This window comes from Roseibium sp. Sym1, from assembly GCF_027359675.1.
In the GTDB taxonomy this organism is placed as follows: domain Bacteria; phylum Pseudomonadota; class Alphaproteobacteria; order Rhizobiales; family Stappiaceae; genus Roseibium.
Map to the genome: position 1 here is coordinate 16959 of NZ_CP114786.1, position 22671 is coordinate 39629.

General features: G+C 63.0%; 22 protein-coding genes. 8 read left to right on the forward strand and 14 right to left on the reverse strand.

Translation table 11 applies throughout. The annotated features are described in order from the left end of the window. Window positions 1-73 precede the first annotated feature (73 nt). The 3 genes from O6760_RS00065 (at window position 74) to O6760_RS00075 (ending at window position 3498) form a co-directional block, all read left to right on the forward strand. Window positions 74-289, forward strand: coding sequence for a hypothetical protein (locus tag O6760_RS00065; protein ID WP_269583455.1), 216 nt, complete (start codon window positions 74-76; stop codon window positions 287-289). Window positions 290-502: 213 nt separating this feature from the next. Continuing rightward, window positions 503-1492, forward strand: a complete 990-nt coding sequence (locus tag O6760_RS00070) for an HAD family hydrolase (RefSeq protein ID WP_269586387.1) — start codon at window positions 503-505, stop codon at window positions 1490-1492. Between the two features lie 50 nt (window positions 1493-1542). Next, window positions 1543-3498 carry a multiheme c-type cytochrome gene (locus O6760_RS00075; RefSeq protein ID WP_269583456.1) on the forward strand — a complete coding sequence of 652 codons (1956 nt, stop codon included), beginning with the start codon at window positions 1543-1545 and terminating at the stop codon, window positions 3496-3498. A 22-nt stretch (window positions 3499-3520) separates the two neighbouring features. On the opposite strand, the gene O6760_RS00080 is transcribed toward O6760_RS00075, so the two are convergent. Further along, window positions 3521-4231, reverse strand: a complete 711-nt coding sequence (locus O6760_RS00080) for a helix-turn-helix transcriptional regulator (RefSeq protein WP_269583457.1) — start codon at window positions 4229-4231, stop codon at window positions 3521-3523. 74 nt (window positions 4232-4305) lie between these two features. On the opposite strand from O6760_RS00080, the gene O6760_RS00085 reads away from it, so the two are divergent. Both O6760_RS00085 and O6760_RS00090 read left to right on the forward strand, forming a co-directional pair. After that, window positions 4306-5913, forward strand: coding sequence for an FAD-dependent monooxygenase (locus O6760_RS00085; RefSeq protein ID WP_269583458.1), 1608 nt, complete (start codon window positions 4306-4308; stop codon window positions 5911-5913). After that, the gene (locus O6760_RS00090; RefSeq protein ID WP_269583459.1) at window positions 5910-6092 is read left to right on the forward strand and encodes a hypothetical protein; all 183 of its coding nucleotides are present in this window, start codon (window positions 5910-5912) and stop codon (window positions 6090-6092) included. Before O6760_RS00085 ends, O6760_RS00090 begins: the two co-directional genes overlap by 4 nt. A 43-nt stretch (window positions 6093-6135) precedes the next feature. Here O6760_RS00090 and O6760_RS00095 read toward each other — a convergent pair whose 3' ends face one another. From O6760_RS00095 to O6760_RS00140, 10 genes are all read right to left on the reverse strand, one after another. Further along, window positions 6136-6486 carry a RidA family protein gene (locus O6760_RS00095; protein WP_269583460.1) on the reverse strand — a complete coding sequence of 117 codons (351 nt, stop codon included), beginning with the start codon at window positions 6484-6486 and terminating at the stop codon, window positions 6136-6138. A gap of 32 nt (window positions 6487-6518) precedes the next feature. Then, window positions 6519-7619 (reverse strand): NAD(P)/FAD-dependent oxidoreductase, encoded by a 1101-nt coding sequence (locus O6760_RS00100; protein WP_269583461.1) that lies wholly within the window; start codon window positions 7617-7619, stop codon window positions 6519-6521. Continuing rightward, window positions 7616-8638 (reverse strand): histone deacetylase family protein, encoded by a 1023-nt coding sequence (locus O6760_RS00105; protein WP_269583462.1) that lies wholly within the window; start codon window positions 8636-8638, stop codon window positions 7616-7618. Before O6760_RS00105 ends, O6760_RS00100 begins: the two co-directional genes overlap by 4 nt. Continuing rightward, window positions 8635-9117, reverse strand: a complete 483-nt coding sequence (locus tag O6760_RS00110; RefSeq protein ID WP_269583463.1) for a GNAT family N-acetyltransferase — start codon at window positions 9115-9117, stop codon at window positions 8635-8637. The genes O6760_RS00105 and O6760_RS00110 overlap by 4 nt, the downstream gene beginning before the upstream one ends. Window positions 9118-9119: 2 nt before the next feature. Next, window positions 9120-10049 (reverse strand): 3-keto-5-aminohexanoate cleavage protein, encoded by a 930-nt coding sequence (locus O6760_RS00115; RefSeq protein ID WP_269583464.1) that lies wholly within the window; start codon window positions 10047-10049, stop codon window positions 9120-9122. A 9-nt stretch (window positions 10050-10058) separates the two neighbouring features. Further along, complete coding sequence (locus O6760_RS00120; protein WP_269583465.1) at window positions 10059-11414, reverse strand: aminotransferase family protein; 1356 nt, start codon at window positions 11412-11414, stop codon at window positions 10059-10061. Continuing rightward, window positions 11411-12496, reverse strand: a complete 1086-nt coding sequence (locus O6760_RS00125; RefSeq protein ID WP_269583466.1) for an ABC transporter ATP-binding protein — start codon at window positions 12494-12496, stop codon at window positions 11411-11413. The genes O6760_RS00120 and O6760_RS00125 overlap by 4 nt, the downstream gene beginning before the upstream one ends. A 206-nt stretch (window positions 12497-12702) precedes the next feature. After that, on the reverse strand, window positions 12703-13842 hold the full coding sequence (locus O6760_RS00130; RefSeq protein ID WP_269583467.1) for an extracellular solute-binding protein: 1140 nt from the start codon (window positions 13840-13842) through the stop codon (window positions 12703-12705). Between the two features lie 52 nt (window positions 13843-13894). Further along, a complete protein-coding gene (locus O6760_RS00135; RefSeq protein ID WP_269583468.1) occupies window positions 13895-14680 on the reverse strand; it encodes an ABC transporter permease in 786 nt (261 codons plus the stop codon). After that, window positions 14680-15546 (reverse strand): ABC transporter permease, encoded by an 867-nt coding sequence (locus O6760_RS00140; protein ID WP_269583469.1) that lies wholly within the window; start codon window positions 15544-15546, stop codon window positions 14680-14682. Before O6760_RS00140 ends, O6760_RS00135 begins: the two co-directional genes overlap by 1 nt. A 107-nt stretch (window positions 15547-15653) precedes the next feature. On the opposite strand from O6760_RS00140, the gene O6760_RS00145 reads away from it, so the two are divergent. The 3 genes from O6760_RS00145 (at window position 15654) to O6760_RS00155 (ending at window position 19332) form a co-directional block, all read left to right on the forward strand. Next, entirely contained in the window at window positions 15654-16622 is a 969-nt protein-coding gene (locus tag O6760_RS00145) for a LysR family transcriptional regulator (protein WP_269583470.1), read from the forward strand. Between the two features lie 132 nt (window positions 16623-16754). After that, window positions 16755-17822: an OmpA family protein gene (locus tag O6760_RS00150; RefSeq protein ID WP_269583471.1), complete on the forward strand. Its 1068-nt coding sequence runs from the start codon at window positions 16755-16757 to the stop codon at window positions 17820-17822. Next, entirely contained in the window at window positions 17812-19332 is a 1521-nt protein-coding gene (locus tag O6760_RS00155) for a caspase family protein (RefSeq protein WP_269583472.1), read from the forward strand. Before O6760_RS00150 ends, O6760_RS00155 begins: the two co-directional genes overlap by 11 nt. 19 nt (window positions 19333-19351) lie before the next feature. On the opposite strand, the gene O6760_RS00160 is transcribed toward O6760_RS00155, so the two are convergent. The 3 genes from O6760_RS00160 to O6760_RS00170 form a co-directional block, all read right to left on the reverse strand. Continuing rightward, complete coding sequence (locus O6760_RS00160; RefSeq protein WP_269583473.1) at window positions 19352-20035, reverse strand: class I SAM-dependent methyltransferase; 684 nt, start codon at window positions 20033-20035, stop codon at window positions 19352-19354. 32 nt (window positions 20036-20067) lie between these two features. Next, window positions 20068-21330 (reverse strand): DUF3419 family protein, encoded by a 1263-nt coding sequence (locus O6760_RS00165; RefSeq protein WP_269583474.1) that lies wholly within the window; start codon window positions 21328-21330, stop codon window positions 20068-20070. A gap of 180 nt (window positions 21331-21510) precedes the next feature. Then, window positions 21511-22671: a L,D-transpeptidase gene (locus O6760_RS00170; RefSeq protein WP_269583475.1), complete on the reverse strand. Its 1161-nt coding sequence runs from the start codon at window positions 22669-22671 to the stop codon at window positions 21511-21513.

Below are 22671 nucleotides of genomic sequence, written 5' to 3' on the forward strand. Positions count from 1 at the left end.
AACCTGAAACTTCAACCCTTGTTTGTTCAGAAACCGCATTTGTCCGTGCACGGTCTGCGAAAGGTTTTCGGCAATGAAAATGATCGTCAAACATGCATTTCCTACACTTTTGCTAGCACTTTTCACCCTGGGGGGATGCCAATCGAACAATTCATCGGGGGCCGGCCTGGAAGACGGCAGCGCCGCACCGGGCACGGATCTGGTCGTCGCCAATCAGGGACCGGACGGGCCACCCGACGAATGTGATGCAATGTCCGAAGGCACATCGACGACGCTCGACTGTCCTTGATGGCAAGCGGATGGTCTCTGCCTCACCTGTTCCGACCGCCCTGCCCTTTCCCGGCTTGGACATGGAGGCCTCGACAGCCCGCTTGACCAAATGACGAACCATCCGGGAAATGGTGAGGTTGCATTGGGTACGTCGAGCGAATGGTTCGTCCCGAACAGGTGCGGGACGGACAGCCCTGAAGCCAAGACGCGAAAGGCCTGTGCCATGCGTTCCATGACTTTTGCCCACCGGCTTGGAGCCGCTATCACAGCACTTGTGTTCCTAAGCTCCCTCGCGGTTGCCCAATCGGACCCGCTGCCCTCCTGGAACGACGGTGCCAGCAAGCAGGCCATTGTCGAATTCGTCGAAGCCGTCACCACGGAAGGCGGGGCAGACTATGTGGCTCCCGGCGATCGCATCGCGACCTTCGACAATGACGGCACGCTCTGGGTCGAGCACCCGATGTACACCCAGCTCGCCTTCGCCCTCGACAGGGTCAAGGCGATGGCCCCGGACCATCCGGAATGGAAGACCACCCAACCGTTCAAGGCGGTTCTGGACAATGACCTTGAAACCCTCGGCGAGGCCGGCGAAAAGGGGCTGATGGAAATCGTCGGCGCCACCCATGCCGGCATGAGTGCAGCAGAATTCGAAAAAATCGTCAGCGAGTGGATCGCAACGGCCAAACACCCGACGTTCGACAAGCCCTACACCGATCTCGTCTACCAGCCGATGCTCGAGCTTTTGGCCTATCTCCGGGCAAACGGCTTCAAGACCTTCATCGTGTCCGGCGGCGGCATCGAGTTCATGCGCCCCTGGACAGAAGAGATCTACGGCATCCCGCCGGAACAGGTCGTCGGCTCGTCCATCCAGACGGACTACAAGGTCATCGACGGGGTCCCGACCCTGCAGCGCTCCGCCAGGATCGCCTTCATCGACGACAAGGAAGGCAAGCCGGTCGGCATCCTCACCCATATCGGCAAGCGCCCCCTCGCCGCCTTCGGCAATTCCGACGGTGACTACCAGATGATCGAGTACTCGACCGCGGGCGACGGCAAACGGCTTGGCATGTTCGTTCATCACGATGACGCCGACAGGGAATATGCCTATGACCGGGACACCCATTTCGGCAAGCTGGACAAGGGGCTGGATGACGCTTCCAAGGAAGGCTGGCACATCATCAGCATGAAAAAGGACTGGAAGCAGGTCTTTCCCAACGAATAAGCTCTCGAAAGCCACGTCCCCATCGACCGCTTACCAACCGGACACGCCACATGCTGTTGCCCAGATGCCTGCTCCCCGCCCTTCTTTGCCTTTGGGCAGGCATCGCCGTAGCGCAAGCCCCCTCCACCGGGACCAGCAGTCCCGACTACGTGGGAACCGCAACCTGTTCCGGCTGCCATGTAAACGAAACAGCCGCCTGGAAAACCTCCCACCACGCACAGGCCTGGATGGAGCCGGGGCCGGACACGGTGGACGGCGACTTCGGCAACGCGGACTTCACCGCCCGCGGCCGCACCACGCGGTTCTTTACCGAGAACGGCGATTATTTCATCGAAACGGAGGACGCGCCGGACGGATCCAGGACCTTCAAGGTCATCGGTGTCGCCGGCATCGCGCCGCTGCAGCAATACCTGGTCGAGACCGAACCCGGCCGGATCCAGTCCTTTGACGTGGTCTGGGACCAGGAAGAAAAGCGCTGGTATCACCTTTACCCGGACCAGGAGCTGAAACCGTCGGACGGGTTGCACTGGTCGGGTCCCTACAAGAACTGGAACGCCCGCTGCGCCGAATGCCATGCGACCGGATTTCAGAAGAATTACAGCCAGAGAGAACGGAATTATTCCAGCAGGCAGGCGGAAATCGGTGTCGGCTGCGAGGCCTGTCACGGTCCCGGCGAGGCGCATGTGGCCTGGGCCCGGGACAGGGAAACCTACGCGGCTAGTCCTTTTCCCGGCACGGGCGAGAGCGGTCTCCTGATCGGCTTCACAAAAGCGCTTCCCGAGACCGAAATCCAGCAATGCGCCGGCTGTCATTCCAGGCGCGAAGCGTTCGAGGACGGCAATCCGTTGCCTGGAACGCCCTTTCACGATGCCTACCGGCTCTCCCTGTTGCGCAACGGGCTCTATCACGCCGACGGCCAGATCCAGGACGAGGTCTATGTCTACGGCTCGTTCCTGCAGTCGAAAATGTATGCGAAAGGCGTGCGCTGCACGAATTGCCACGAGCCACACAGCGGTCAGCTCAAGGCGGAAGGCAACGCCATTTGCACCCAGTGCCATTCCCCGGCCGGCAACGACGCGTTTCCAACCCTGTCAAAGAAGCCTTATGACAACCCGTCCCACCATTTCCACGAGACCGGCACGGCCGGTGCCGAGTGCAAGTCCTGTCACATGATCGAGCGGACCTATATGGGCATCGACGGGCGGCGCGATCATTCCTTCCGCGTGCCGCGCCCGGATCTTTCGGCAAGGCTCGACACGCCGAACGCCTGCAACGACTGCCACGCGGACAAATCCGCCTCCTGGGCGGAGGCCGAACTCGAGAAGCGCTTCCCGGACAGCCCGCACCGGGGATCTCACTTCGGCGAGGTCCTTGCCGAAGCGCGGCAGAACACCGGAGTGAGGTCCGACGATCTGCTGGCGATCGCACAACAGACGTCCCTGCCGGGTATCGTGCGCGCGTCTGCGCTGGAACTGCTTCTGCCCTCCGCCACGCCCGCTCTCGCCGGAGACGCGGCCGCGCTCATTCAGGATCCGGATCCCCTGGTGCGGGCCGCAGCCGTCGCCTTGCAGCAGCACGCACCGACGCCGGAAAGAATACAACGGATAAGCCCTGCCTTGAGCGATCCCGCCAAGGCTGTCAGGCTCGCGGCAGCCCGCCTGGTGGCCACTGCCAGGATTTCCCACATGCCGGACGCGCTGTCGCAGGCGGCAGCCAGGGCGACCGGCGAATGGCAGCAGTCGCTGGCCAACAAGGCCGACTTTCCCGAAATCCATCTTGTGCTCGGCGGGACAGCCCTGGTCATGCGCAACGCGCAGGCTGCCGTCGCCGCTTTCGAGGAAGTCACAAGGCTGGATCCGCAGATGGTCAACGCCTGGGTCATGCAGGTGCGCATCAAGCTGGCGATCCGGGACATTGCCGGCGCTCAGCTTTCCCTGCAGAAGGCCTTGCTGGCAAATCCGGGCGATCCGACCCTTGAACAGTACAGGCAACAATTCGCGCAATGATCATTGTGATCCAGAAGCGATGCTACTTCCCGCAAATCGCGAACAGGCCCGCCCGCGAGGTCACCCCGAGCTTGGCATAGGCCCGCTTGCGATAGGTGATCGCCGTGGAAGTGGCCACACCCAGATCGGCGGCGATGGCCTCCGCCTTGCGGCCGGACAGGATGCCGAGGCAAACGGATTGTTCACGTTCGCTGAGCGCGGCAAGCGGCGAAGGTATATCCGTTTCTTCCGCGCGCTCGAAATGCAGGAGCGCAAGCCGTCCGGCCAGCCTGGCAAGATCCGCGTCCACCGGCACTGCGTCCGCTTGCGTCTGGTAGAGGCTTACGAACAGACGCAGGCTCTCCCCCGCCGCCAGGGCGGTGGTCTTGGCGGCCATGCCCGGCGTTTCGAAGAAGATGCGCCTGTAGTCCTCGTTCATGCCGGCGTTGATGTCGTCGAGCCGGCGCAGGGACACCGTGTTGTCAGGTGCGGAAAGCAGCTCCGGAAGTAGCGGGTCCCGCCGGTACCAGCCATCCAGATATTCGGCGGCAAGTTTTCCGGCCATGGCGGCGTTGCCGAAATGCCGGGACATCAGGCACCTTGCCGAGTCTCTCTCTATCGAGAAAACCATGATCTGGTCGACACCCAGCGTCTCGGCGAAATCGGCGAAAAGGGGCAGGAAGGCGTCCTTGCCCAGCTGTGCCAGGCAGGCATCGAGATGAGAGGCGATGGATCCCATGCCTCCAGATAGCATGTCCTCCCACAAAGGGGACAGACGGGCCGCGCAGCTTTGCGTAACCTCTTTTTCAAAATAAGGAGGTAACGCAGATGAGACCAGCCGGACGGGCAGATACGGACTCGCTCTATTTCACTTACCCGCATTTCGACCCGCCAGCGGACAGGTCGAAGCTGTCGGCCCCGGTACCCGTTGCCATCGTCGGCGCCGGGCCCGTCGGCCTGACGGCGGCACTGGCCCTGGCGCGCGAGGGGGTCCCTTCGGTCCTTCTGGATGCCAAGGCCACCTTCAACGACGGCAGCCGCGCCATCTGCGTCGCACGGCAGAGCTATCACATCCTGGACCGTCTCGGTGCCGTTGCACCTTTCCTTGAGAAGTCGCTCGGCTGGACCACCGGGCGCAGTTTCTACCGCGGCCGGCAGATCCTGGAATTCCGGATGCCGGACAGTCCGCGCGAAAAGTTCCGCCCGATGTACAATATCGAGCAGCAATATATCGAGCAGTTCCTGTGGGACGCCGTGGCGCGCGAACCGCTGATAGATGCCCGGTGGCAAAGCCGGGTGACGGGGCTTGAAGACCTCGCGGACGGCGTCTCGCTGACAGTGGAAGATCCGTTCGGTTCCTATCACCTGAAGGCTGACTGGCTGCTGGCCGCCGACGGCGCGCGCAGCACGATCCGGGGATTGCGCGGCCTGCGCCTGAAGGGCGAGAACTTCGAAGGCCGCTACGTGATCGCCGACGTGCAGATGGCGCATGACTACCCCACCATCCGCCGCGCCCTGTTCGACCCGGACTGCCGCCGGGGCGGCACGATCCTGGTGCACCGGCAGCCGGACAATATCTGGCGGATCGACTATCAGCTGCGGGACGGCGAGGACGAGAAGGAGGCCGTCCGGGAAGAAACCGTCCGGGCCTCCGTTGCCGCGGTGCTGGACGAGATCGGCTATTCCGGTCCCTGGGAGCTGGAATGGTGGAGCGTCTATTCGGCGAACACGCTGGCATTGGACGATTATCGTGACGGCCGGGTTTTCTTCATCGGCGACAGCGCCCATATCGTTCCGATTTTCGGCGTGCGCGGACTGAACAACGGCCTTGCGGACGCCCACAACATCGCCTGGAAACTGGCGCGGGTGCTGCAGGGCAAGGCAGGAGAAGCGCTTCTGGACAGTTACACGCCGGAGCGGCGCGGGGCGACCCTGGATGTCTTCACAAACGCTTCCAGATCGGCCCGCTTCATGACCCCGCCGACGGCCGGATGGCAGCTCATGCGCGATGCCGCACTGAACCTGGCACTCAGCCACCCGTTTGCGGGCGCGCTCGCCAACCCGCGGCAAATGACACCCTATACCTATGCCGACAGCCCAATCGTCGCCGGCGATGATCCGGAATTCGATGGCGGCCCCAGTCCGGGCGCAGCGCTGCCCGAGGCTCGCGCAGGCGACGGCTTTCTGTCCGACCTGCTTGGCCCCGGTTTCACGCTGATCACCTTCGGGTCAGACCTCGCGGCCACTCTTGAGGATCTCGACATCACCCATGTGGACCTTCAACCAGGATCGGAAGCCGCAGAAGTGCTGGCGGCCAAACCGACAACCGCCTATCTCGTGCGTCCCGACCTGCATATCGCGGCCAGATGGTACGACGCCAGACCCGAGGGTATCCGGCAGGCGCTGACCCATTCGCTCGCAGGAGGCGCAGAATGATGACACCTGCCGGTCTCGAAACTGTCTATGAGACGATGGCCGAACAGCTCGACGCAATCGCTCCCGACAAGCGGGAGCTGTTCATGGCCAAGCTTGTCCTGCTGCTGTCACACGATCTCGCCGACGCGGCCAGGGTCCGCAGCCTGATCAGGGAGGCGGCGGAAAACCTCGATGCCTGAGGCGGCGCGTGGTTTTCCGTCGGCACGAATGAGGGCCGCCGGATCAGCCGGCCGCCGCAACGATGATGATCTCGACCGTGTAGTCGGGCGTTGCCAGCCTGCTTTCGCCGCAGGCGCGCGTCGGCGGGTTGGCCGGATCGACCCAGGCATCCCAGACCGCGTTCATTTCCGCAAAATCGTCCATCGAAGCGAGCCAGATCGTCGCCTGCAAGATGCGCGACTTGTCGCTGCCGGACCGCTCCAGCAGGGCTTCGACGCGCTCCAGGATGGTTATTGTCTGATCCGTGACGCTGTCACCGGGATTGCCGACCTGGCCGGCAAGCCAGACCAGACCACCATGAATGACGGCCTGGCTCATGCGCGGGCCACTGTCGAGCCGTTTGATATCGGACATGCATATTTCCTTTGGTTGGGAAGGGCGGCGGCTCAGGCGAGACGCGCCGGATTGAGTGCCTTGACGACTTCGTCCGACAGTTCGGACGGACGCTTCAGGCAAAGATCGGCGACAAGCCGCGAGAGGGCGGGCGCCGTTTGTACCCCGTAACCGCCCTGCCCGGCCAGCCAGAAAAAACCTTCCGTGTCAGGTGCAAAACCGGCAACCGGGGTCCGGTCGGAGACGAAGCTCCGAAGTCCCGCCCAGTTCCGCTCGACCCGGGTCACCGGCATGGTGACCGCCTGCTCGAACCGGTAGAGCCCTTCGGCCAGCACCATGTCGTCGGCCCAGGCGTCGTGCGGGTCGACCGGGTCCTCGTCGGCGGGCGAGACCATGAATTTGCCGGCGTCCGGCTTGGCGTACCAGCTTTCCGAAGCACTGGCGACCAGAGGCCAGCCGGTAATGTCGATACCCTCGGGAGGCGGCACGATGGCCGCCGATCTTCGCATCGGCACGAGGCCGACTTTCCTGACCCGTGCCAGAACGGCAATTTCGTCGGCCCAGGCCCCGGCGGCGTTGATCAGGACCGGCGCCTCGAACGCGCCCTTAGGCGTTTCCACCCGCCAGACACCACCCGTCCGGCTAATGCGTTGCGCCGGCGCATCCATGACGAATTGCGTGCTGTGCCGCCGGGCAAGACGCGCAAATCCCTGCAGCAGCCGGTCGACATCGATGTCACGGGCGTCTCGCTCGATCGCGGCCGCGGCGATGCCTTCCTTGCGTAGGAGCGGAAACAGGTCGACCGCTTCGTCCGCGCTCAAGGTCTCCATGCCCTCGGCACCGTTCAGGTAGCTCTCGAAGGCCTCGAGTTCGTCTTCCGTGGCAATCAGCATTTCACCGCGCGGCGACAGCAGGCTGTCCTCGGCAATGCCCTCCGGGGTTTCCAGGACCGGCTCGGAAGCTATGTTCAGCGCGCGCAGGGTCTGGTTGCCGTAGTTGCGGATAAAGATCGCCGCCGAGCGGCCCGTGGCATGGCGGCCGAGCGCATCTTCCATCTCCAGAACGGTCACGGAGGCATCCGGGGCAAGACGCGCTGCGGCTCCCGCGCCGGCGATGCCGCCACCGATGACCAGGAAGTCGGAGGTTTCGGTCATGCGTCCTGGAACCCTTTCAGGAAGCTGGTGAGATTCTGGCCGAGCTCTTCGGAGAGATAGCCACCTTCCTGCACCATGAGTGTCGGCAGACCCAGCCCGGCAATCGCCGCGCCGATGCGGCCGAACCCGGGTGTCGTGATCGCCAGGCCCTTGAGCGGATCCTTTTCATAGGCGTCCAGGCCGAGCGCGACAATCAGAACATCGGTACCGAAGGCGCGAATGTGATCAAAGGCCGTCTGAAGCGTCTTCAGGTAATCGTCGTCGCCGGTGCCGCGCACGAGCGGCAGGTTGAGATTGCAGCCGCGCCCGGCACCCTCGCCGCGCTCGTGGCCATGGCCCCAGAAGAACGGATAGAACCGCACCGGATCGGCATGGAGCGACACGGTCAGCACATCGCCGCGCTCATAGAAGATGCCCTGCGTGCCGTTGCCGTGATGGACGTCGACATCCAGGATCGCGGGCCGTTTTCCGGCCTTCAGGAGCCTTTCGGCCGCGAGCCCCGAATTGTTCAGGAAACAGAAGCCGCCGGCGAGATCGCCGAAGGCATGGTGGCCCGGCGGGCGCGAGAGCACATAGGCCGCCTGCTCGCCGGCAGCCAACAGGTCTGCGCCATGGACCGCGCTCTGGGCGGACCAGTAGGCGGCCTCCCAGGTGCCGGCCGCGATCGGGCAGCTGGTATCGGCCTGGTGAAACCCGGCCTGGCCGACCGCCGAGCGCGGGTAGCTCGCCGTGCGCCGGTCGGGATGGATGTTGGGAATGACCTCGTCCGATGCCCCTTCGATGCGCGACCAGCGTTCGTGGATCGTCTGCAGGAAGACCAGATACTCCGCCGAATGCAGCGCCGCGATCGGACCGAGGCCATGATCTTCCGGAGCCTCGAAACGGGCTCCGGCCGCCTCGGCTCCCGCTTTCAGAACCTCGATGCGGCGCGGCTGTTCCGGGTTCGCCAGACGCGTTCCATTGGCCATGAAATGTTTTGGGTCATGCGCCCATTGGCGCTCGTCGAATACCGCTCTCATGGGCGTTTCCTCAATTTGTCCAGCGCCGGCCCCTTGAGATCCAGGACGGTTTCGTCCTCCCGGGGCTCGAAGCCCAGGCGCTCGTAGAACCGGCGCGCGTCCGGATTGTCGTGATAGACGGCGAGTTTCAGGAAGGTGACGGTCCAGCTTTCCGGTGCATGGTCCAGGGCTGCCGCCAGAAGCTTCGGTCCGAGCCCGGCCCCGCGCGCCTCCTCCGCCACCCAGAGATCCGAGACATAAAGCCCCGCACCGCCGCGTGTCGTGGAAAACACCGGCGAGGCAATCAACGCGCCGACGGTCTGCTCGTCCCGCAACGCCAGCAGGCCGAAGAACGCCGGTGTTTGCGAAAACCCGTGCCGGATCAGGCTGTCAGAACCTGTGGCATGCACGTCGCCCATGTCCGCGGACAGCCGCTTCAGCGCAAGGTGAAGCCGGTCCGCATCCTGGCGCTCCGCCTGTTTGATCAGAATGTCGCCCATGGTCAGAACGCCGTCTTTTCAGCACCTTTGAGACCCAGCATCTCCCGGGCCTCCCGGGGAGACGCGACGGTTCGGCCGAGTTCCTCGACGATCCGCCTGATCTTGGAGACCTGCTCCGCATTCGAACGGGCAAGCTCCCCCCTGGCAATGAAGAGGTTGTCCTCCAGTCCGACGCGGACATGGCCGCCCATGCCGGCCGCCATGGTGGCGAAGGGGATCTGCTGACGCCCGGCGGCCAGGACGGAAAAGATGTAGTCATCGCCGAACAGCTTGTCGGCGATGCGCTTCATGTGCTGGAGGTTTTCCGGATCGGCGCCGATGCCGCCCAGGACACCGAAGACGAACTGGATGAAGAAGGGCGGCTTGATGAGGCTCCGGTCGGCAAAATGGCGCAGCATGTAGAGATGGCTGACGTCATAGCATTCGAATTCGAACCGCGCGCCGCGCTCCTGGCCCAGACTGACGAGTACCCGGGCGATGTCCCGGGGTGTGTTCTTGAAGACAAGATCGTCGGAATTTTCCAGGAACGGCTTTTCCCAGGCGTGCTGCCAGGTGTCATAGCGGCTCGCCAGCGGGTAGAGCGCGAAATTCATCGTGCCCATGTTGAGCGAACACATTTCCGGCTCGGCCGCGAGCGGTCCCTCCAGGCGCTGCTCCAGGCTCATCACAGCGCTGCCGCCGGTGGTCAGGTTCAGCACCGCATCGCAGCCGGCCTTGACCTGCGGCAGGAAGGCCATGAAGTCCCTCGCGCTGGCGGACGGCTGGCCGGTCTCAGGGTTGCGGGCGTGCAGATGCAGGATCGCGGCCCCGGCCTCGGCCGCACCGATCGACTGGCCGGTGATCTCCGCGGCCGTGACCGGAAGGTGCGGCGACATGGTGGGTGTGTGAATGGAGCCCGTGATCGCACAGGTTATGATGATCTTGTCTGTCATTTTCAGTGTTTAACTGGCTTGAGCGCGCTGCTGCGAAATCCGGTCGAGAAGCTGGCGGAGCGAGGTATCGAGTCCGTCGATGATCTCGGCCACATGGTCGGCGTTCGATATCATCGGCGGCGCGATCAGGAAATGATCACCGCTGTAGCCGCCCCGGGTGCGGCGGGAATAGATGATCAGGCCGTTGTCATAGGCAATGTCGACCAGAAGGTTGAAGGCATTGAGTTCGCGAGGCAATGGCTGCATCGTCGTGCGGTCGTCGACCAGCTCGAAGGCCAGCAGCAGCCCCTCGCCGCGAACGTCGCCGATGATCGCGTAGCGGTCCATCAGCTTCTGCAGTTCGCTTTTGAGAAGCGCTCCCGTGGTGGCGGCCTTCCTGCACAGGTTTTCACGCTCGATCTCGTTCAGAACGGCCAGCCCGGCGGCACAGGCGAGCGGGTTGCCGGCATAGGTGAACCCGTGCAGGAAACCGCCGGCGTCGAGCACGTTTGCAACGATGTCCCGGTGTGCCACCATGGCGCCAAGCGGTGCATAGCCGGCGGCGAACCCCTTCGAGATCACCAGGATGTCCGGCTCGACGTCCCAGTGTTCGGCGGCAAAGAACTTGCCGGTGCGGCCACCGCCGGACATGACCTCGTCATGGATCAGCAGCACGCCGTATTGGCTGCAAATCTCGCGGATGCGCTTCATGTAGCCTTTCGGGGGCACCAGAGCGCCGGTGGACGCGCCGCCGATCGGTTCGACGATGAAGGCCAGCACCGTTTCCGGCCCTTCGGCGAGAATCTTCTCTTCCAGCATGTTGGCATAGTGCTGCCCGGTTGCCAGATCGTCCGGGTCGAGCCCGTCGAGATAGGCGCGCGGTGCCGGGATCTTCGGCATCGGCCGCATCATCGGCTCGAACGGCGCGGTCAGCGGAGCGTAGCCCGTCAGCGCCAGCGCACCGAGCGTGCAGCCATGATAGGACGGTTCACGCGAGATGACCTTCGTGCGCTGTGCCTCGCCAATGGCAATCGCGTTCTGGCGCGCCAGCTTGATGGCACTTTCCACAGCTTCCGAACCGCCGGACACGAAGAAGACCTTGTCGAGGCCTTCCGGTGCCAGGCTGGAGGTCTTGGCGGCAAGCTGTTCGGCGGGCTCCGTCTCGAAATGCAGCCGGTAGCCGAATGTCGACTTGTCCATCTGCTTGCGCATGGCCTCCAGAACGCGTGGATTGGAATGGCCGATATTGCAGACCATGGCGCCGGAGGAGCCGTCGAGATAGCGCTTGCCGTCGACATCCCACATGTAGACGCCGCGGGCCTGGTCGAGCACCGGCCGCCGTTGCCGGGACTGGTAAAAGAGATGCGAGGTTTCCGGGCGGCTCATGCGGTGGCTCCCGGCAGGGCCGCACAGTCGCGCGGACGAAACCGCACCGAAACCGCCGTACCTTCCTGGAACGGATGCTGGTCGATCATGTTGACCGCCTGGAGCTGGTGCTCGCCGACCCGGACGAAATAACGTGCCGCCTGGCCCTGGTAATCGACCGCCTCGACCACCCCGTCGAACGTAAAGCGATCGTCCTGCGGTGCGGTCTTGTCCGTCAGTAGCAGTTTCTCCGCGCGGATGACCAGTTGGGCCGGACCGGCCTCGCCGACATTGGGCGCCCGGTCCCTGGGAACGTTGATCTGCCCGAAGTCGGCCAGTTCCAGTTCCAGACCGCTGCCGTTCACGTCCTTGCAGGTGGCCGGCAGGATATTTGAGATGCCCAGGAACCGCGACACGAATTCGCTGGCGGGCGTGTTGTAGACCTCTTCCGGCGAACCGATCTGTTCCACGCGGCCATTGGACATGACGACGATCCGGTCCGACATGGCGAGCGCCTCGGACTGGTCGTGGGTGACGAAGACGGTGGTGATGCCGATCCGGTGCTGGATGCGCTTCAGCTCGACCCGCATGTCCTCACGCAGATTGGCGTCCAATGCCGAGAGGGGTTCGTCGAGCAGCAGCACGTCCGGCTCGATCACGATGGCACGGGCGAGCGCTATGCGCTGCTGCTGCCCGCCCGAGAGCTGTTTCGGGTACCGGTCGCTGACATGGGGGAGCTGCACAAGCTCCAGGGCGTCCTTCACCTTCTTCTCCGCATCCGCCTTTGACATGTCCCTGTACTTGAGCCCGAAAGCCACGTTTTCGGCAATCGTCTTGTGCGGGAAAAGCGCGTAATTCTGGAACACCAGTCCGAGATTGCGCTTGTGGATCGGCACGTCGTTGATGCGTTGTCCCTTGATGGTGATGTCGCCTTCTGAAGGGTCGATGAGGCCGGCGATCATCCGCAAGGTGGTTGTCTTTCCGCATCCGGAGGGGCCCAGCAGCGTGACGAAGCTGCCGTCGGGTATCTCCATGCTCATCCGGTGAACGGCAGTGAAGCCGCCGAACTTCTTGACGATGTTGGTGAGGGTGACTGCGCTCACGCCAATTCTCCGAATATCTGGACCTGATGACCTCGAAACGAGCGAGACCATCCGTGGAGGCTCAATGTCACCTCTCCTTCAGGGAGAGGTCGGAGCAACGCTCCGGGTGAGGGGATCGGACCTCTCGGTCTATACAAGACCTCCAGCCCCCTCACCCCAGCCCTCTCCCAATGGGAGAGGGAGCGAGACTTTGCCTTAAGACGGGCTCAGTAGCCCTTCTGGATCCGGCCGAAGGCCTTGGACCAGTCCGCCTCGTGACCGTTCCAGTAGTCCGGATTGGCGAAGGTCAGGCCGTCCAGGGTTCCGGTCGGGTCGAAGGCCGGCAGGGTCGGGATCTTCTTGCCGAGATCGACCTTCTGCGGGTCGAGCGCCGGCGGGTAGTTCTGGCCCTCGGCCACCGCGATGGAGGTTTCCGGTGCCAGCATGAAGTTGAGCAGCTCCTCGACCTCGGCCATCGGCGAGCCCTTGATCACGAACAGGCACTCCTGCCAGCCGAAGCCGTTGGGCGGATCGATGTAGCCGATGTCGTGGCCCTGCTCCTGCAGCGCGTAGATGCGGCCGGACCAGCCTTCCGTAACGTAGATTTCCTCTTCGGCGAGCAGGCTCATCAGCTCGGCGCCGGACTGCCAGTATTTCAGGAGCAGGTCGCGGTTTGTGCGCACGGCGTCCCAGACGGCATCCATGTCGGTGGCGTTGTTCGGGTCCTGACCGGTCTGGAGCGAGGCGTACCAGACGCGTGTGCGCCAGTCCGACCAGCCGCCGATCTTGCCCTTGTAGGTGGCGTCGATCAGCAGCTTGGCGCCCTTTTCCTTGGCTTCCTCGTCGGAGATGTATTTCCGGTTATAGGCAATGCCGGTGGTGCCGTAGTCATAGGGCACGCAGGAGAGCTTGCCGTCCGTGACACCGCGGAAGACGTCGGTCAGCTTCGGGATGACGTATTTCAGGTTCGGGATGTTGTCTTCGTTGAGGGTCGAGTTCAGACCGAGATTGACATAGCGCGCGTAGTCGAAGACGCCGGAAAGGTGCGCAATGTTGTATTCGCCTTCCTGGCTGGCCTTGACGCGCGAGAGATACTCGTCGCCGCCGCCAAAGGTGCCGTCGACAACCTTGACGCCGGTCTTTTCCGTATAAGGGTCAAAGGCGTATTTGCGGAAGGCTTCGGAAACGACGCCGCCCCAGCCGTCGAAACGAACCTCGTCCGCGGCCGCCATGGCGTGGCGCGCGAAAGGTGTCTGCACGCCATAGGCCAGCCCGGCGGCACCGATGAGGCCGAGGAATTTGCGGCGGTCGAGATCGCCGTTGAGATAACGTTCGCGCAAGCGTTCGTAACGTTTGGTGCTGTCCATTTTTCTGTCCACTCTGGTTTCTTGTTCAGGTTTTTGGTTTGGTCGCGCGGTTCTAACCGCCGCGCTGCATGGCCATCCGCCGGGCGATTGCCAGCCCCAGGAGCGGCAATCCGACGGTGAGGAAGATCATCACGGTGCCAAGCGCGTTGATCTCCGGGGAGATCGAATTGCGCAGCATGGCGAAGATCTGGGTCGGCACGGTTTCCACCCCGCCCGGCTTCCAGAAGAGCGTGCCGGTGATGTCGTCGAAGCTGATGGTGAAGGCGAAGAGCATGCCGGCGAAGACGGCCGGGGCCAACAGCGGCAGGGTGATCTGGAAGAAGGCCTGCACCGGGCTTGCACCGAGGCTGAGGGCCGCTTCCTCGTAGTCCTTGCGGATGCCGACGAGACGCGCCTGCACCACCAGGATCACGAAGGGCAGCGTGAAGATGACGTGGCCCATCAGGAGCAGGAAGAAACTCTTGTTGATGGCCAGGAAATTGAGGAACAGCAGCAGGGCCACCGCAAGCACCACTTCGGGCACCAGGATCGGGGCGATCAGCAGTGTCGAGATCAGGTTGCGGCCGGGGACCTCGTAGCGCACCAGGGCAAGGCTGGCGAGAACGCCGAGGGTCGTCGAGATCACCGCCGTCAGCGCGCCGAGCACGATCGAGGTCTGGAAGGCCCTGAGGATCGCCTCGTTCTGGGCCAGTTCGACGAACCAGCGGAAGGAGAAGCCGGTCATCGGGAAGCTGCCGAACTGGCTCGCGTTGAAGCTCAGGAGCACGACCACGGCCACCGGCAGGAACATGAACAGGTAGACGAGCAGCGTGTAGATGCGGATCAGGTTCCAGCCCATCAGCCAAGCCCCTTCATCAGTTGCGCCATGCCCAGATAGTGGTTGTAGACCAGCACCAGGGCGCCAAGCACGGCGAGCAGCATCAGCGACAGGGCGGAGCCGAGCGGCCAGTTGAGCTGGGTGATGATCGCCTCGAAGACGAGATTGGCGAACATCGCGTCGGTCGGACCACCCAGCACCAGCGGCGTGATATAGGTGCCCGCACTCAGGACGAAGCAGAGCAGACCGCCGGCGGCAAGCCCCGGCAGGGACAGCGGCAGGGTCACTTCCCGGAAGGCCTGCCAGCGGGTCGAGCCGAGCGAACAGGCCGCGTCTTCCAGCGAGATGTCGATGCCTTCGAGCGCGACATAGACATTGAGCACCATGAAGGGCAGCAGGAAGTGCACGAGGCCGAGGATCACCGTCGGCTCGTTGTAGAGCATCTGGATCGGCTCATCGACGATGCCGAGGTTGAGGAGCAGCCAGTTGACCGCGCCGGACACCCCGAGAATGTTGATCCAGGACATGGTCCGGATGATGTAGCTGATCCAGAAGGGCAGCATCAGAAGCAGGAGCAGCAGCACCTTGTTGCTGCGCGCACGAGCGATGAAATAGGCGGCCGGATAGCCCATGACGGCGCAGGCGATCGTGGTGATTGCCGCGATCCGGAGCGTGCCGAGAAGAATGTCCCGATAGAAAGGATCGGTCAGCGCCTCGTTCCAGTTGTCGAGATAGAACCCGGCCTGGTCGGCGCCGGTGGCCGTGCGCAGCCAGAAGGAATAGACGACGATAAAGAGGAGCGGCACGAACAGCAGCAATCCGACCGCTGTCAGCGCCGGTGACAGGAGGATCCATGGTTGCCGTCGTTCCCGCGCTTCGACGCTCATGCGCTCATCCCTACCCGATCCCCTGTCAAAACTGCTTGACTTCAGCGTTGCAGGCAGGCCTTCATTGATCAAATAGATAATTGAAATTTCAACTATAGATCTGATCAATGACCGAGGAATTACGCCCCATCCAGGCAGAACGCCTTGCCCGAGAACTGGACTGGAACCTGCTCAGGACCTTCATCGTGCTCGCCCAGTCGGGCAGCGTGACCCGGGCGGCCGACCGGCTGAGGCTGAAACAGCCGACCGTTTCAAGTGCCCTGAAACGGTTGGAAGACCGACTGGGCCGCAAGCTGATCCACCGCAAGCCGGGTCAGTTCGAGCTGACCGAAGCCGGAGGCCTGCTCTTCAAGGAAGCGGTCGAGATCCAGGGATCGATCCTCAGGCTCGGCACCCTGATGCGCGACGTCACCGACGAGGTGCGCGGTCATGTCGAGATCGCCATGGCCAGTCACGTGGTCAGCCCTCTGTTCGACGACACCTTGCGCGAATTTCACGAGCGCCACCCGGCGGCAACGCTTTCCATCAACGTCTCGGCCAGCAAGGACGCGCTGGAAGCGGTGACCTCGCGCCGGGCCTCTCTTGCCGTCTGCCTGGTCCGGGACCGCAATCCCAAGCTGGAATATCTGCGCCTCTTCCGGGAATTCTTCGGCCTGTTCTGTGGCCCGCCCCACGCGCTCTTCGGCAAGAGCGACCTGACCAAGGCGGATCTCGCCGGCCAGTCAGCGGTCAGCTTCGTCACCGACCGGCTGGAAGACGCGCTCAGACCGGTGACGCTGATGCGTGCGGAAGCCGACCTGGAGGACCGGGTCGTCGGCACGTCGGCAAACCTGGAGGAAGTCCGGCGCATGATCATCGCCGGTCTCGGTGTCGGCCCCCTGCCGGTTCACGTGGTCAAGCGGGACGTTGCCGAAGGCCTCCTGTGGCAGTTGCCGCCCTATGACACCCTACCGCAGATCGACGTGCACGTGGTCTGGAATCCGAAGGCCAAGCTCAACCGGGCCGAAAAGGCACTGCTGGAGATGCTGCTGACAAAGATCCGCAATACGCCGATCGAGGAGCGGACGTACCGGTGACAGGCTGACCCCGACGAGCAACCAAATCGCACGCCGCGCATTGCCAAGTTGCATTCGATCAGCAACTTTGTAAAACTTTCATGACGTTAGGGAATCCTGCGGCGATAGTGCTTGGGCTGAGAGGACTGGACGATGACTGCTTTACGGCCCATCTGGAAAACGCTGTTTTTCGGCCTGTGGATCGCGACCCTGCTCGCCCCGAATGCAGTGGCGCAGGAAAACTTCTTCGAAGGCGGCTGGACGCTTCAGCGCGATGCGTCCTCCCTGAGGTTCCAGTCGGTCAAGAACGTTACCAAGGTGGAATCCAGCGGCTTTGCCGAGTTCGAGGGCACGATCGACGAAACCGGATCAGCAATTGTCCGCGTCTTTCTGGATTCGATCGACACCAAGATCGATCTCAGAAACGTGCGCATGCGTTTCCTCTTTTTCGAAACGTTCGAGTTTCCCGAAGCCGTCATTTCGGCCCAGATCGACGGTCGGAAACTTGCGGACCTGCGACAGGTCAAGCGGAAGATCATTCCACTCACGTTCAATCTCGAGCTTCATGGCGTGTCGAAACAGATCCAGGCGGACGTTGCCGTTATCTACCTTAGCGAGGATCTTGTCTCCGTTTCGACGACCGCGCCGATCTCGGTTGCCGCGTCGGATTTTGGGCTGGACGGCGGCATCAAGAAGCTGGAAGAGGCCGCCGGTGTCGTCATCATCCCGTCGGCAACAGTCTCTCTGGACTTCGTGTTCGCACGCAATTCGGCGTTGCAGGAAGCTGACGGTGATGACGAACCGGCGACACAATCCGCCAAGAGCACCGCGCTGGAACCTGAAGGCAACTTCGATGAAGAAGCCTGCGAAGGCCGGTTCGAGATACTTTCGCGTACCGACAATATCTACTTCCCGAGCGGCAGTGCGCGGCTCGACAAGCGCAGCGAGCCGTTGCTGAACAGTCTCGTGGACATCATTTCGCGCTGCCCGGAATTGATCATCGAGGTGGGCGGTCACACCGACAGCGACGGCAGCGACGCCTCGAACCAGCGTCTTTCGGAACGCCGCGCCCAGGCGGTCAAGCAATACCTGATCGGGAAAAAGATACCGGATGGCAGGATTCGAAGCGTCGGTTACGGCGAGAGCAGGCCTGTGGCCCCGAACACATCGGCCGAGGGAAAGCAGCGCAATCGCAGGATTGAATTTGTCGTTGTCGAATAGGACCACCATGTACCGCTTCGCGATCGGTTATTTCCTCTGGTGCATGTTGGCTGCCGGATTGCACCCCGGGCAGGCCAGTGCCGAAACCCGGCTCGCCCTTGTGGTCGGCAACAGTGCGTACAGCACCGTGACGCCGCTGGACAATCCCGTGAATGACGCGGAGCGGATGGCTGACGCACTGCGCAAGACAGGTTTCGACGTCACACTTGTCCTTGATACGAACCAGAACGATTTGATCCTTGCCATCTCGCGTTTCGGCAGCCGATTGCGCGCGGCCGGTGCGGATGCCACGGGGCTGTTCTATTATGCCGGTCACGGCGTCCAGTCCTTCGGCACAAATTTTCTCCTCCCGGTCGACATCGAGCTTCAGGACGCGGCCGACCTCAGCCTTGTAGGCGTTCCGGCGCAAGCCGTACTGCGTCAGATGTTCTCCGCCCGCAACCGCACCAATATCGTCATCCTGGATGCCTGCCGGAACAACCCGTTCACCTCTGTCCCCGATCTCGGCGACAACGGCCTTGCCGAGATGAAGGCGCCGCGCGGGACGTTCCTTGCCTATTCAACCGCACCGGGCGAGGTCGCCGTTGACGGCGACACAGGCAACAGCCCGTTCACGCAGGCACTCGCAAGCCACCTGCAGACCCCCGGCCTGCCCATCGAGACCCTGTTCAAGACAGTCCGCAATGATGTCCTGAAGGCAACCGGAAACATTCAAACCCCCTGGGACACGTCTTCGCTGACCGTCGATTTCCAGTTCAACCCCCTCACGCAGCCCTCGGCGGAGGAATTGCAGGTCCGGCAGCTCTGGGAATCCGTCAAGCTCAGCAACGATCCCCTGCAACTGCTGTTGTTCCTGCGTGCGCACCCGGACAGTGCCTATGCTTCCGAAGCCCGGGAACTGATGCAGGTGCTTCTGGCGAAAGAAATGCAGCCGGCGTCCGACACGACGTCACCCGAGACGCCGAAAACGGAGCGGGTCTCGCCACGGGACAACGAGCGCGAAATGATCGAGCACGCCCGCCAGGAAGGCACCGCGGAAGCCTACGAGGCCTATCTCGCCACATATCCGGACGGTGCCTTTGCAGAACTGGCCCGGCTCGAGCTGACCACAATCGTGAACAATCAACAGCGGACAGATCCCGACGCCGATGAGCGCCCGCCGGAACCACCGGTCGCCGGCGAGCAGACCGCACCTTCGGCAGGGAACAGCGCACTGCCGGACACGGTCGCGTTCAATGCCCCTCTTGGCATGGGAGATCCGCAGCTCGCCACCCGCAGCATCTCGGAACTGATCAGGGGATCTCCCCGTTTCGCACCGATTGACGGCCTCCCCGAAGCGGTCTGGAAGGACAAGACCTGTGCGGCCTGCCATCAATGGGAACAGGCCAATCTGTGCGAACAGGCCCGGACCTATATCTCCGACGATGCGCCTGCCGCGGCCAAGCAACATCCCTACGGCGGAGCCTTCAAGGATGCGCTGCGCCTTTGGGCCGAAAAGGGGTGTCCCTGATCCAGGGAACCCTTCCGGATCAGGGACGGCTTTCCTGAGTTTCCAGCGCTGGTGAGGACGACAGGACCGCATACTCCGCATAGCCACGGTAAAGCGGCCTGAAGGTAAGTTTCATACCCGTCTGTTTCGCAAGGTGTTCCAGTTCGGCTGCAAGCTCTGCGCGCGGTGAAACGTGGAAGGACGCGAGCCATCTGAACAGAAGCTTGCGGAACCATCCGGGCAGCCCTTGCTGCTGACCGAAATCGACCACATGAATCCGTCCGCCGTCCTTCAGACGGGCCGCGCCGGCGGCAAGCGCCTCCCGCCAGATCGGGATCATGGAAAGCGTGTAGGAATAAAACACCCGGTCGAAGACGGGCACGTCAAGGCCTTCGGTCGCCGACGGATTGGCGGCATCGCCCTCAATCAGGGTGATCCGGCCGGACAGGCACGCCTTGTCGATGTTCTTTTGCGCCGTCGCCAGCATTTCGCGGGAGATGTCGAGGCCCAGGAAGCGCGCGTCCGGGTATCGGCGAGCCGCCTGGATCAGGTTGCGGCCGGTGCCGCAGCCGAGCTCAAGCACCGCGCCCCCGTCCGGCGGCTGCAGCTCATCGATCAGGTGATCGCGGCCGAGCAGGTAGTATTTCCGGGTCAGGTCATAAAAATGCCGCTGGTGGCGATAGACGGCATCCATCAGCCGGGCCGTTTCGACAGCTTCGCTCATTGTCTGATCCGCCCCATGCCTTTCCTGCCCGATCAGCCGTTGAAGACGTAAAGGTGGAAGCCGCCATAGATGGAGGACCGGTCCTGCCGTCCAAGGTCCAGGCTTTCTTCTTCCTCATAGGTCCAGCGGTCCAGGATCTCGTTGGCGACGCGGCCCGGCAAAAGGGTCGGCTCGGCAGCCGTTCGGAAAATCACGCGGGCGCCGGGGCGCGCGGTGCGGGTGATCTCGCTCCACAGCGCATTGAGCTGGTGGTCGGTCATCCAGTCCTGGGCATCGAGCAGCACATAGGCGTCGAGCGTGCCTTCGCCCAGGGTCTGCAGGTGCTCCGTGAAATTCCGGTTGAGCACGCGCACCCGGCCGGCCCGGGCCCGGATCTCCTCGAAATGGTCCCGTTTCAGATAGGGCGGCAGCGGACCGGATTCCCCGGTCGAGCCGACGGAGCCCGGTGCGTAGCCGCGTCCGAAGGCCTGCCAGGCGAAATAGTTGTCCTGCATGGAGAAGTCGCAGGCGAGCTTTTCCAGCCGCTGGCGCAGCACGGCGGACATGTCGCCATCGGCATTGGCGGAGACCAGCGCGTCGTATTGCGCGGGCGGAATGCCGAGGCCGTAGAGCGACATTTTCTTCGACGTCGCCCACCGGACCAGGCGCTTGTCGAACAGCGGCGACAGGGCCGTGTCGAAGAAGCTTCGCTGCTCCTCCAGCGACCTCGTCTTGACCATGTATTTCGGGTCGATGCCATAGAACTTTGCCACAAGGTGGCCGATGCCGATGAAATAACCCAGCAGGCCGTGGTGATAGAGATCGCGGGAGAACAGGGTGATGCGCTTGCGGCCCCAGTTGGCGAGGTCCCGGCCTTCCCAATAGGCAACGGTCTCCGGATCCAGATTGTCCTTCAGGAAGCGCTTGTAGGCGGCGACATTGGCCTTTTCGTCCGCCTCGCCGAAGAAGCGGTAAAAGGTCTCGTAGTTGGGGAGATGCCGGGCGGCCGCCAGTTTCAGCCGGCCGAGGGCGACATGGGCGCGGTTCAGGTCGACGGCAGTGATCTCCGCCGGGTTGGCCGTCAGGTAGGACATGACGTTGCAGCCGCCCGAGGCGATGGTGATCATCCGGCTGTCCGAGGTCAGGCGCAGGGCCTTCATGTCGACATCCGGATCTTCCCAGATCTGCGGGTAGACCAGCCCCTTGAAGGCGAAGGTGAACAGGCGCTCCAGGATACCCTCGCGGGAAGAGGCGTCCGATCGGTGGACGGCGTTCCTGAGCCGTGTCTTCGAAGCCGTCAGCGTGCTCTGCGCCATGTCGTTCTCCCGAGTCACCTGCGCGAATAAACTGCCTTCCGATACGTGAGAGACACGACAGTTTGGTGACGTTCGGAGCTGATTGCGCGCTTGTCCGGAACAATTTCCCTCCAGGAGCCGAAAACAAAAAAAGCCCCCGCCGGAGCGGGGGCTTCTGATCTTGGCCGATCTTGGGAAGGATCAGCGGGTGATCACCACGAAGTCGGTGCCAAGGCCGGTGTTGCGTTTGAAACTGCGGTCGGTGACCGTCAGCGACGTGCCCGGCGTCAGCATCTTGGAGACCTCGAGAGCAACCTTTTCCGGGATTTCGATCCGGTCGAGCACGTCGCGCGGCGCGCCGCCGCGCTCGCCTTCCGCCGAAACCGCGATCCAGTCGACGGCCTCGTCGCCCTGTTCGAAATCCAGGGCCGTGAAGACATGCGTGCCGATCTCCCGGTCCAGATCCTTGATGGTGACCGGAGCGGAATAGATGTCGCGGAACTTGCGGCGGATGCGCAGCATGGCGTTCTGCGGCTTTTCATAACCCGCCTCGGCATAGATGCGCGCTTCCAGGCTGTCGGTCATCCTGCCGGTGACCGGAAGGTCCGCGCCTTCCTGGTAAAGGCTGATTGCCGCACGGGTCTTGCGGCCGGGAACACCGTCCACCGGGCCTGCTTCGAAGCCCATCTGGTTGAGCAGACGCTGCAGCACCATGATGCGGTTCGGTGCCTGCTGCGGCGTGATGATCATGCGCAGCGGCCGGTCGAAATGCGGGTTTTCCGGCTGTACTGCCGCGACGCCGGCCGGAAGCGCGGCATCCTGGATCGCTCCACGAAGCGCCGGGTCGGCGGCAATCGTCTCGCTCGAGAGGCTGGCAACTTCCGTTTCCGGCAGATAGGGCTGCGGCAGCACCGCATGACGCACGCCGACCGGAACGGCCGCGTCCCTGGTGACGACCACGTGCATGCCCCGGTCCGTCATGCCGTAAAGCGACTTGGCGAACGGGCGCGGCAGGCGGATGCAGCCATGAGAGGCCGGATAACCCGGCAACTTGCCCACATGCAGCGCAATGCCCGACCAGGTCAGCCGCTGCATGAACGGCATCGGCGCATTGTTGTACAAATTGGAAAAGTGCTTGCGGCGTTTTTCGAGGATCGAAAAGACACCGGTCGGCGTGCTGTAGCCTCGCATTCCGGAGGAAATCGGCGAGGTTTCAAGCAGCTCCGTGCCGCGATAGACCTGTATCTGCTGTTCATTCAGCGACACGAGCATATGCAGCGGCGCTTCGCTTTCCGGACTTTCCAAAGTCTCCGAAGCCGTATCATTCGCTGCGGCGCCCGACATCGTTGCGACCGAAAGCAT

Bases quoted from the DNA above. Each gene is read 5' to 3' on its own strand.
- O6760_RS00065 (WP_269583455.1), top strand. From the start codon at position 74: ATGAAAATGATCGTCAAACATGCATTTCCTACACTTTTGCTAGCACTT.
- O6760_RS00070 (WP_269586387.1), top strand. From the start codon at position 503: ATGACTTTTGCCCACCGGCTTGGAGCCGCTATCACAGCACTTGTGTTC.
- O6760_RS00075 (WP_269583456.1), top strand. From the start codon at position 1,543: ATGCTGTTGCCCAGATGCCTGCTCCCCGCCCTTCTTTGCCTTTGGGCA.
- O6760_RS00080 (WP_269583457.1), bottom strand. From the start codon at position 4,231: ATGCTATCTGGAGGCATGGGATCCATCGCCTCTCATCTCGATGCCTGC.
- O6760_RS00085 (WP_269583458.1), top strand. From the start codon at position 4,306: ATGAGACCAGCCGGACGGGCAGATACGGACTCGCTCTATTTCACTTAC.
- O6760_RS00090 (WP_269583459.1), top strand. From the start codon at position 5,910: ATGATGACACCTGCCGGTCTCGAAACTGTCTATGAGACGATGGCCGAA.
- O6760_RS00095 (WP_269583460.1), bottom strand. From the start codon at position 6,486: ATGTCCGATATCAAACGGCTCGACAGTGGCCCGCGCATGAGCCAGGCC.
- O6760_RS00100 (WP_269583461.1), bottom strand. From the start codon at position 7,619: ATGACCGAAACCTCCGACTTCCTGGTCATCGGTGGCGGCATCGCCGGC.
- O6760_RS00105 (WP_269583462.1), bottom strand. From the start codon at position 8,638: ATGAGAGCGGTATTCGACGAGCGCCAATGGGCGCATGACCCAAAACAT.
- O6760_RS00110 (WP_269583463.1), bottom strand. From the start codon at position 9,117: ATGGGCGACATTCTGATCAAACAGGCGGAGCGCCAGGATGCGGACCGG.
- O6760_RS00115 (WP_269583464.1), bottom strand. From the start codon at position 10,049: ATGACAGACAAGATCATCATAACCTGTGCGATCACGGGCTCCATTCAC.
- O6760_RS00120 (WP_269583465.1), bottom strand. From the start codon at position 11,414: ATGAGCCGCCCGGAAACCTCGCATCTCTTTTACCAGTCCCGGCAACGG.
- O6760_RS00130 (WP_269583467.1), bottom strand. From the start codon at position 13,842: ATGGACAGCACCAAACGTTACGAACGCTTGCGCGAACGTTATCTCAAC.
- O6760_RS00135 (WP_269583468.1), bottom strand. From the start codon at position 14,680: ATGGGCTGGAACCTGATCCGCATCTACACGCTGCTCGTCTACCTGTTC.
- O6760_RS00140 (WP_269583469.1), bottom strand. From the start codon at position 15,546: ATGAGCGTCGAAGCGCGGGAACGACGGCAACCATGGATCCTCCTGTCA.
- O6760_RS00145 (WP_269583470.1), top strand. From the start codon at position 15,654: ATGACCGAGGAATTACGCCCCATCCAGGCAGAACGCCTTGCCCGAGAA.
- O6760_RS00150 (WP_269583471.1), top strand. From the start codon at position 16,755: ATGACTGCTTTACGGCCCATCTGGAAAACGCTGTTTTTCGGCCTGTGG.
- O6760_RS00160 (WP_269583473.1), bottom strand. From the start codon at position 20,035: ATGAGCGAAGCTGTCGAAACGGCCCGGCTGATGGATGCCGTCTATCGC.
- O6760_RS00165 (WP_269583474.1), bottom strand. From the start codon at position 21,330: ATGGCGCAGAGCACGCTGACGGCTTCGAAGACACGGCTCAGGAACGCC.
- O6760_RS00170 (WP_269583475.1), bottom strand. From the start codon at position 22,671: ATGCTTTCGGTCGCAACGATGTCGGGCGCCGCAGCGAATGATACGGCT.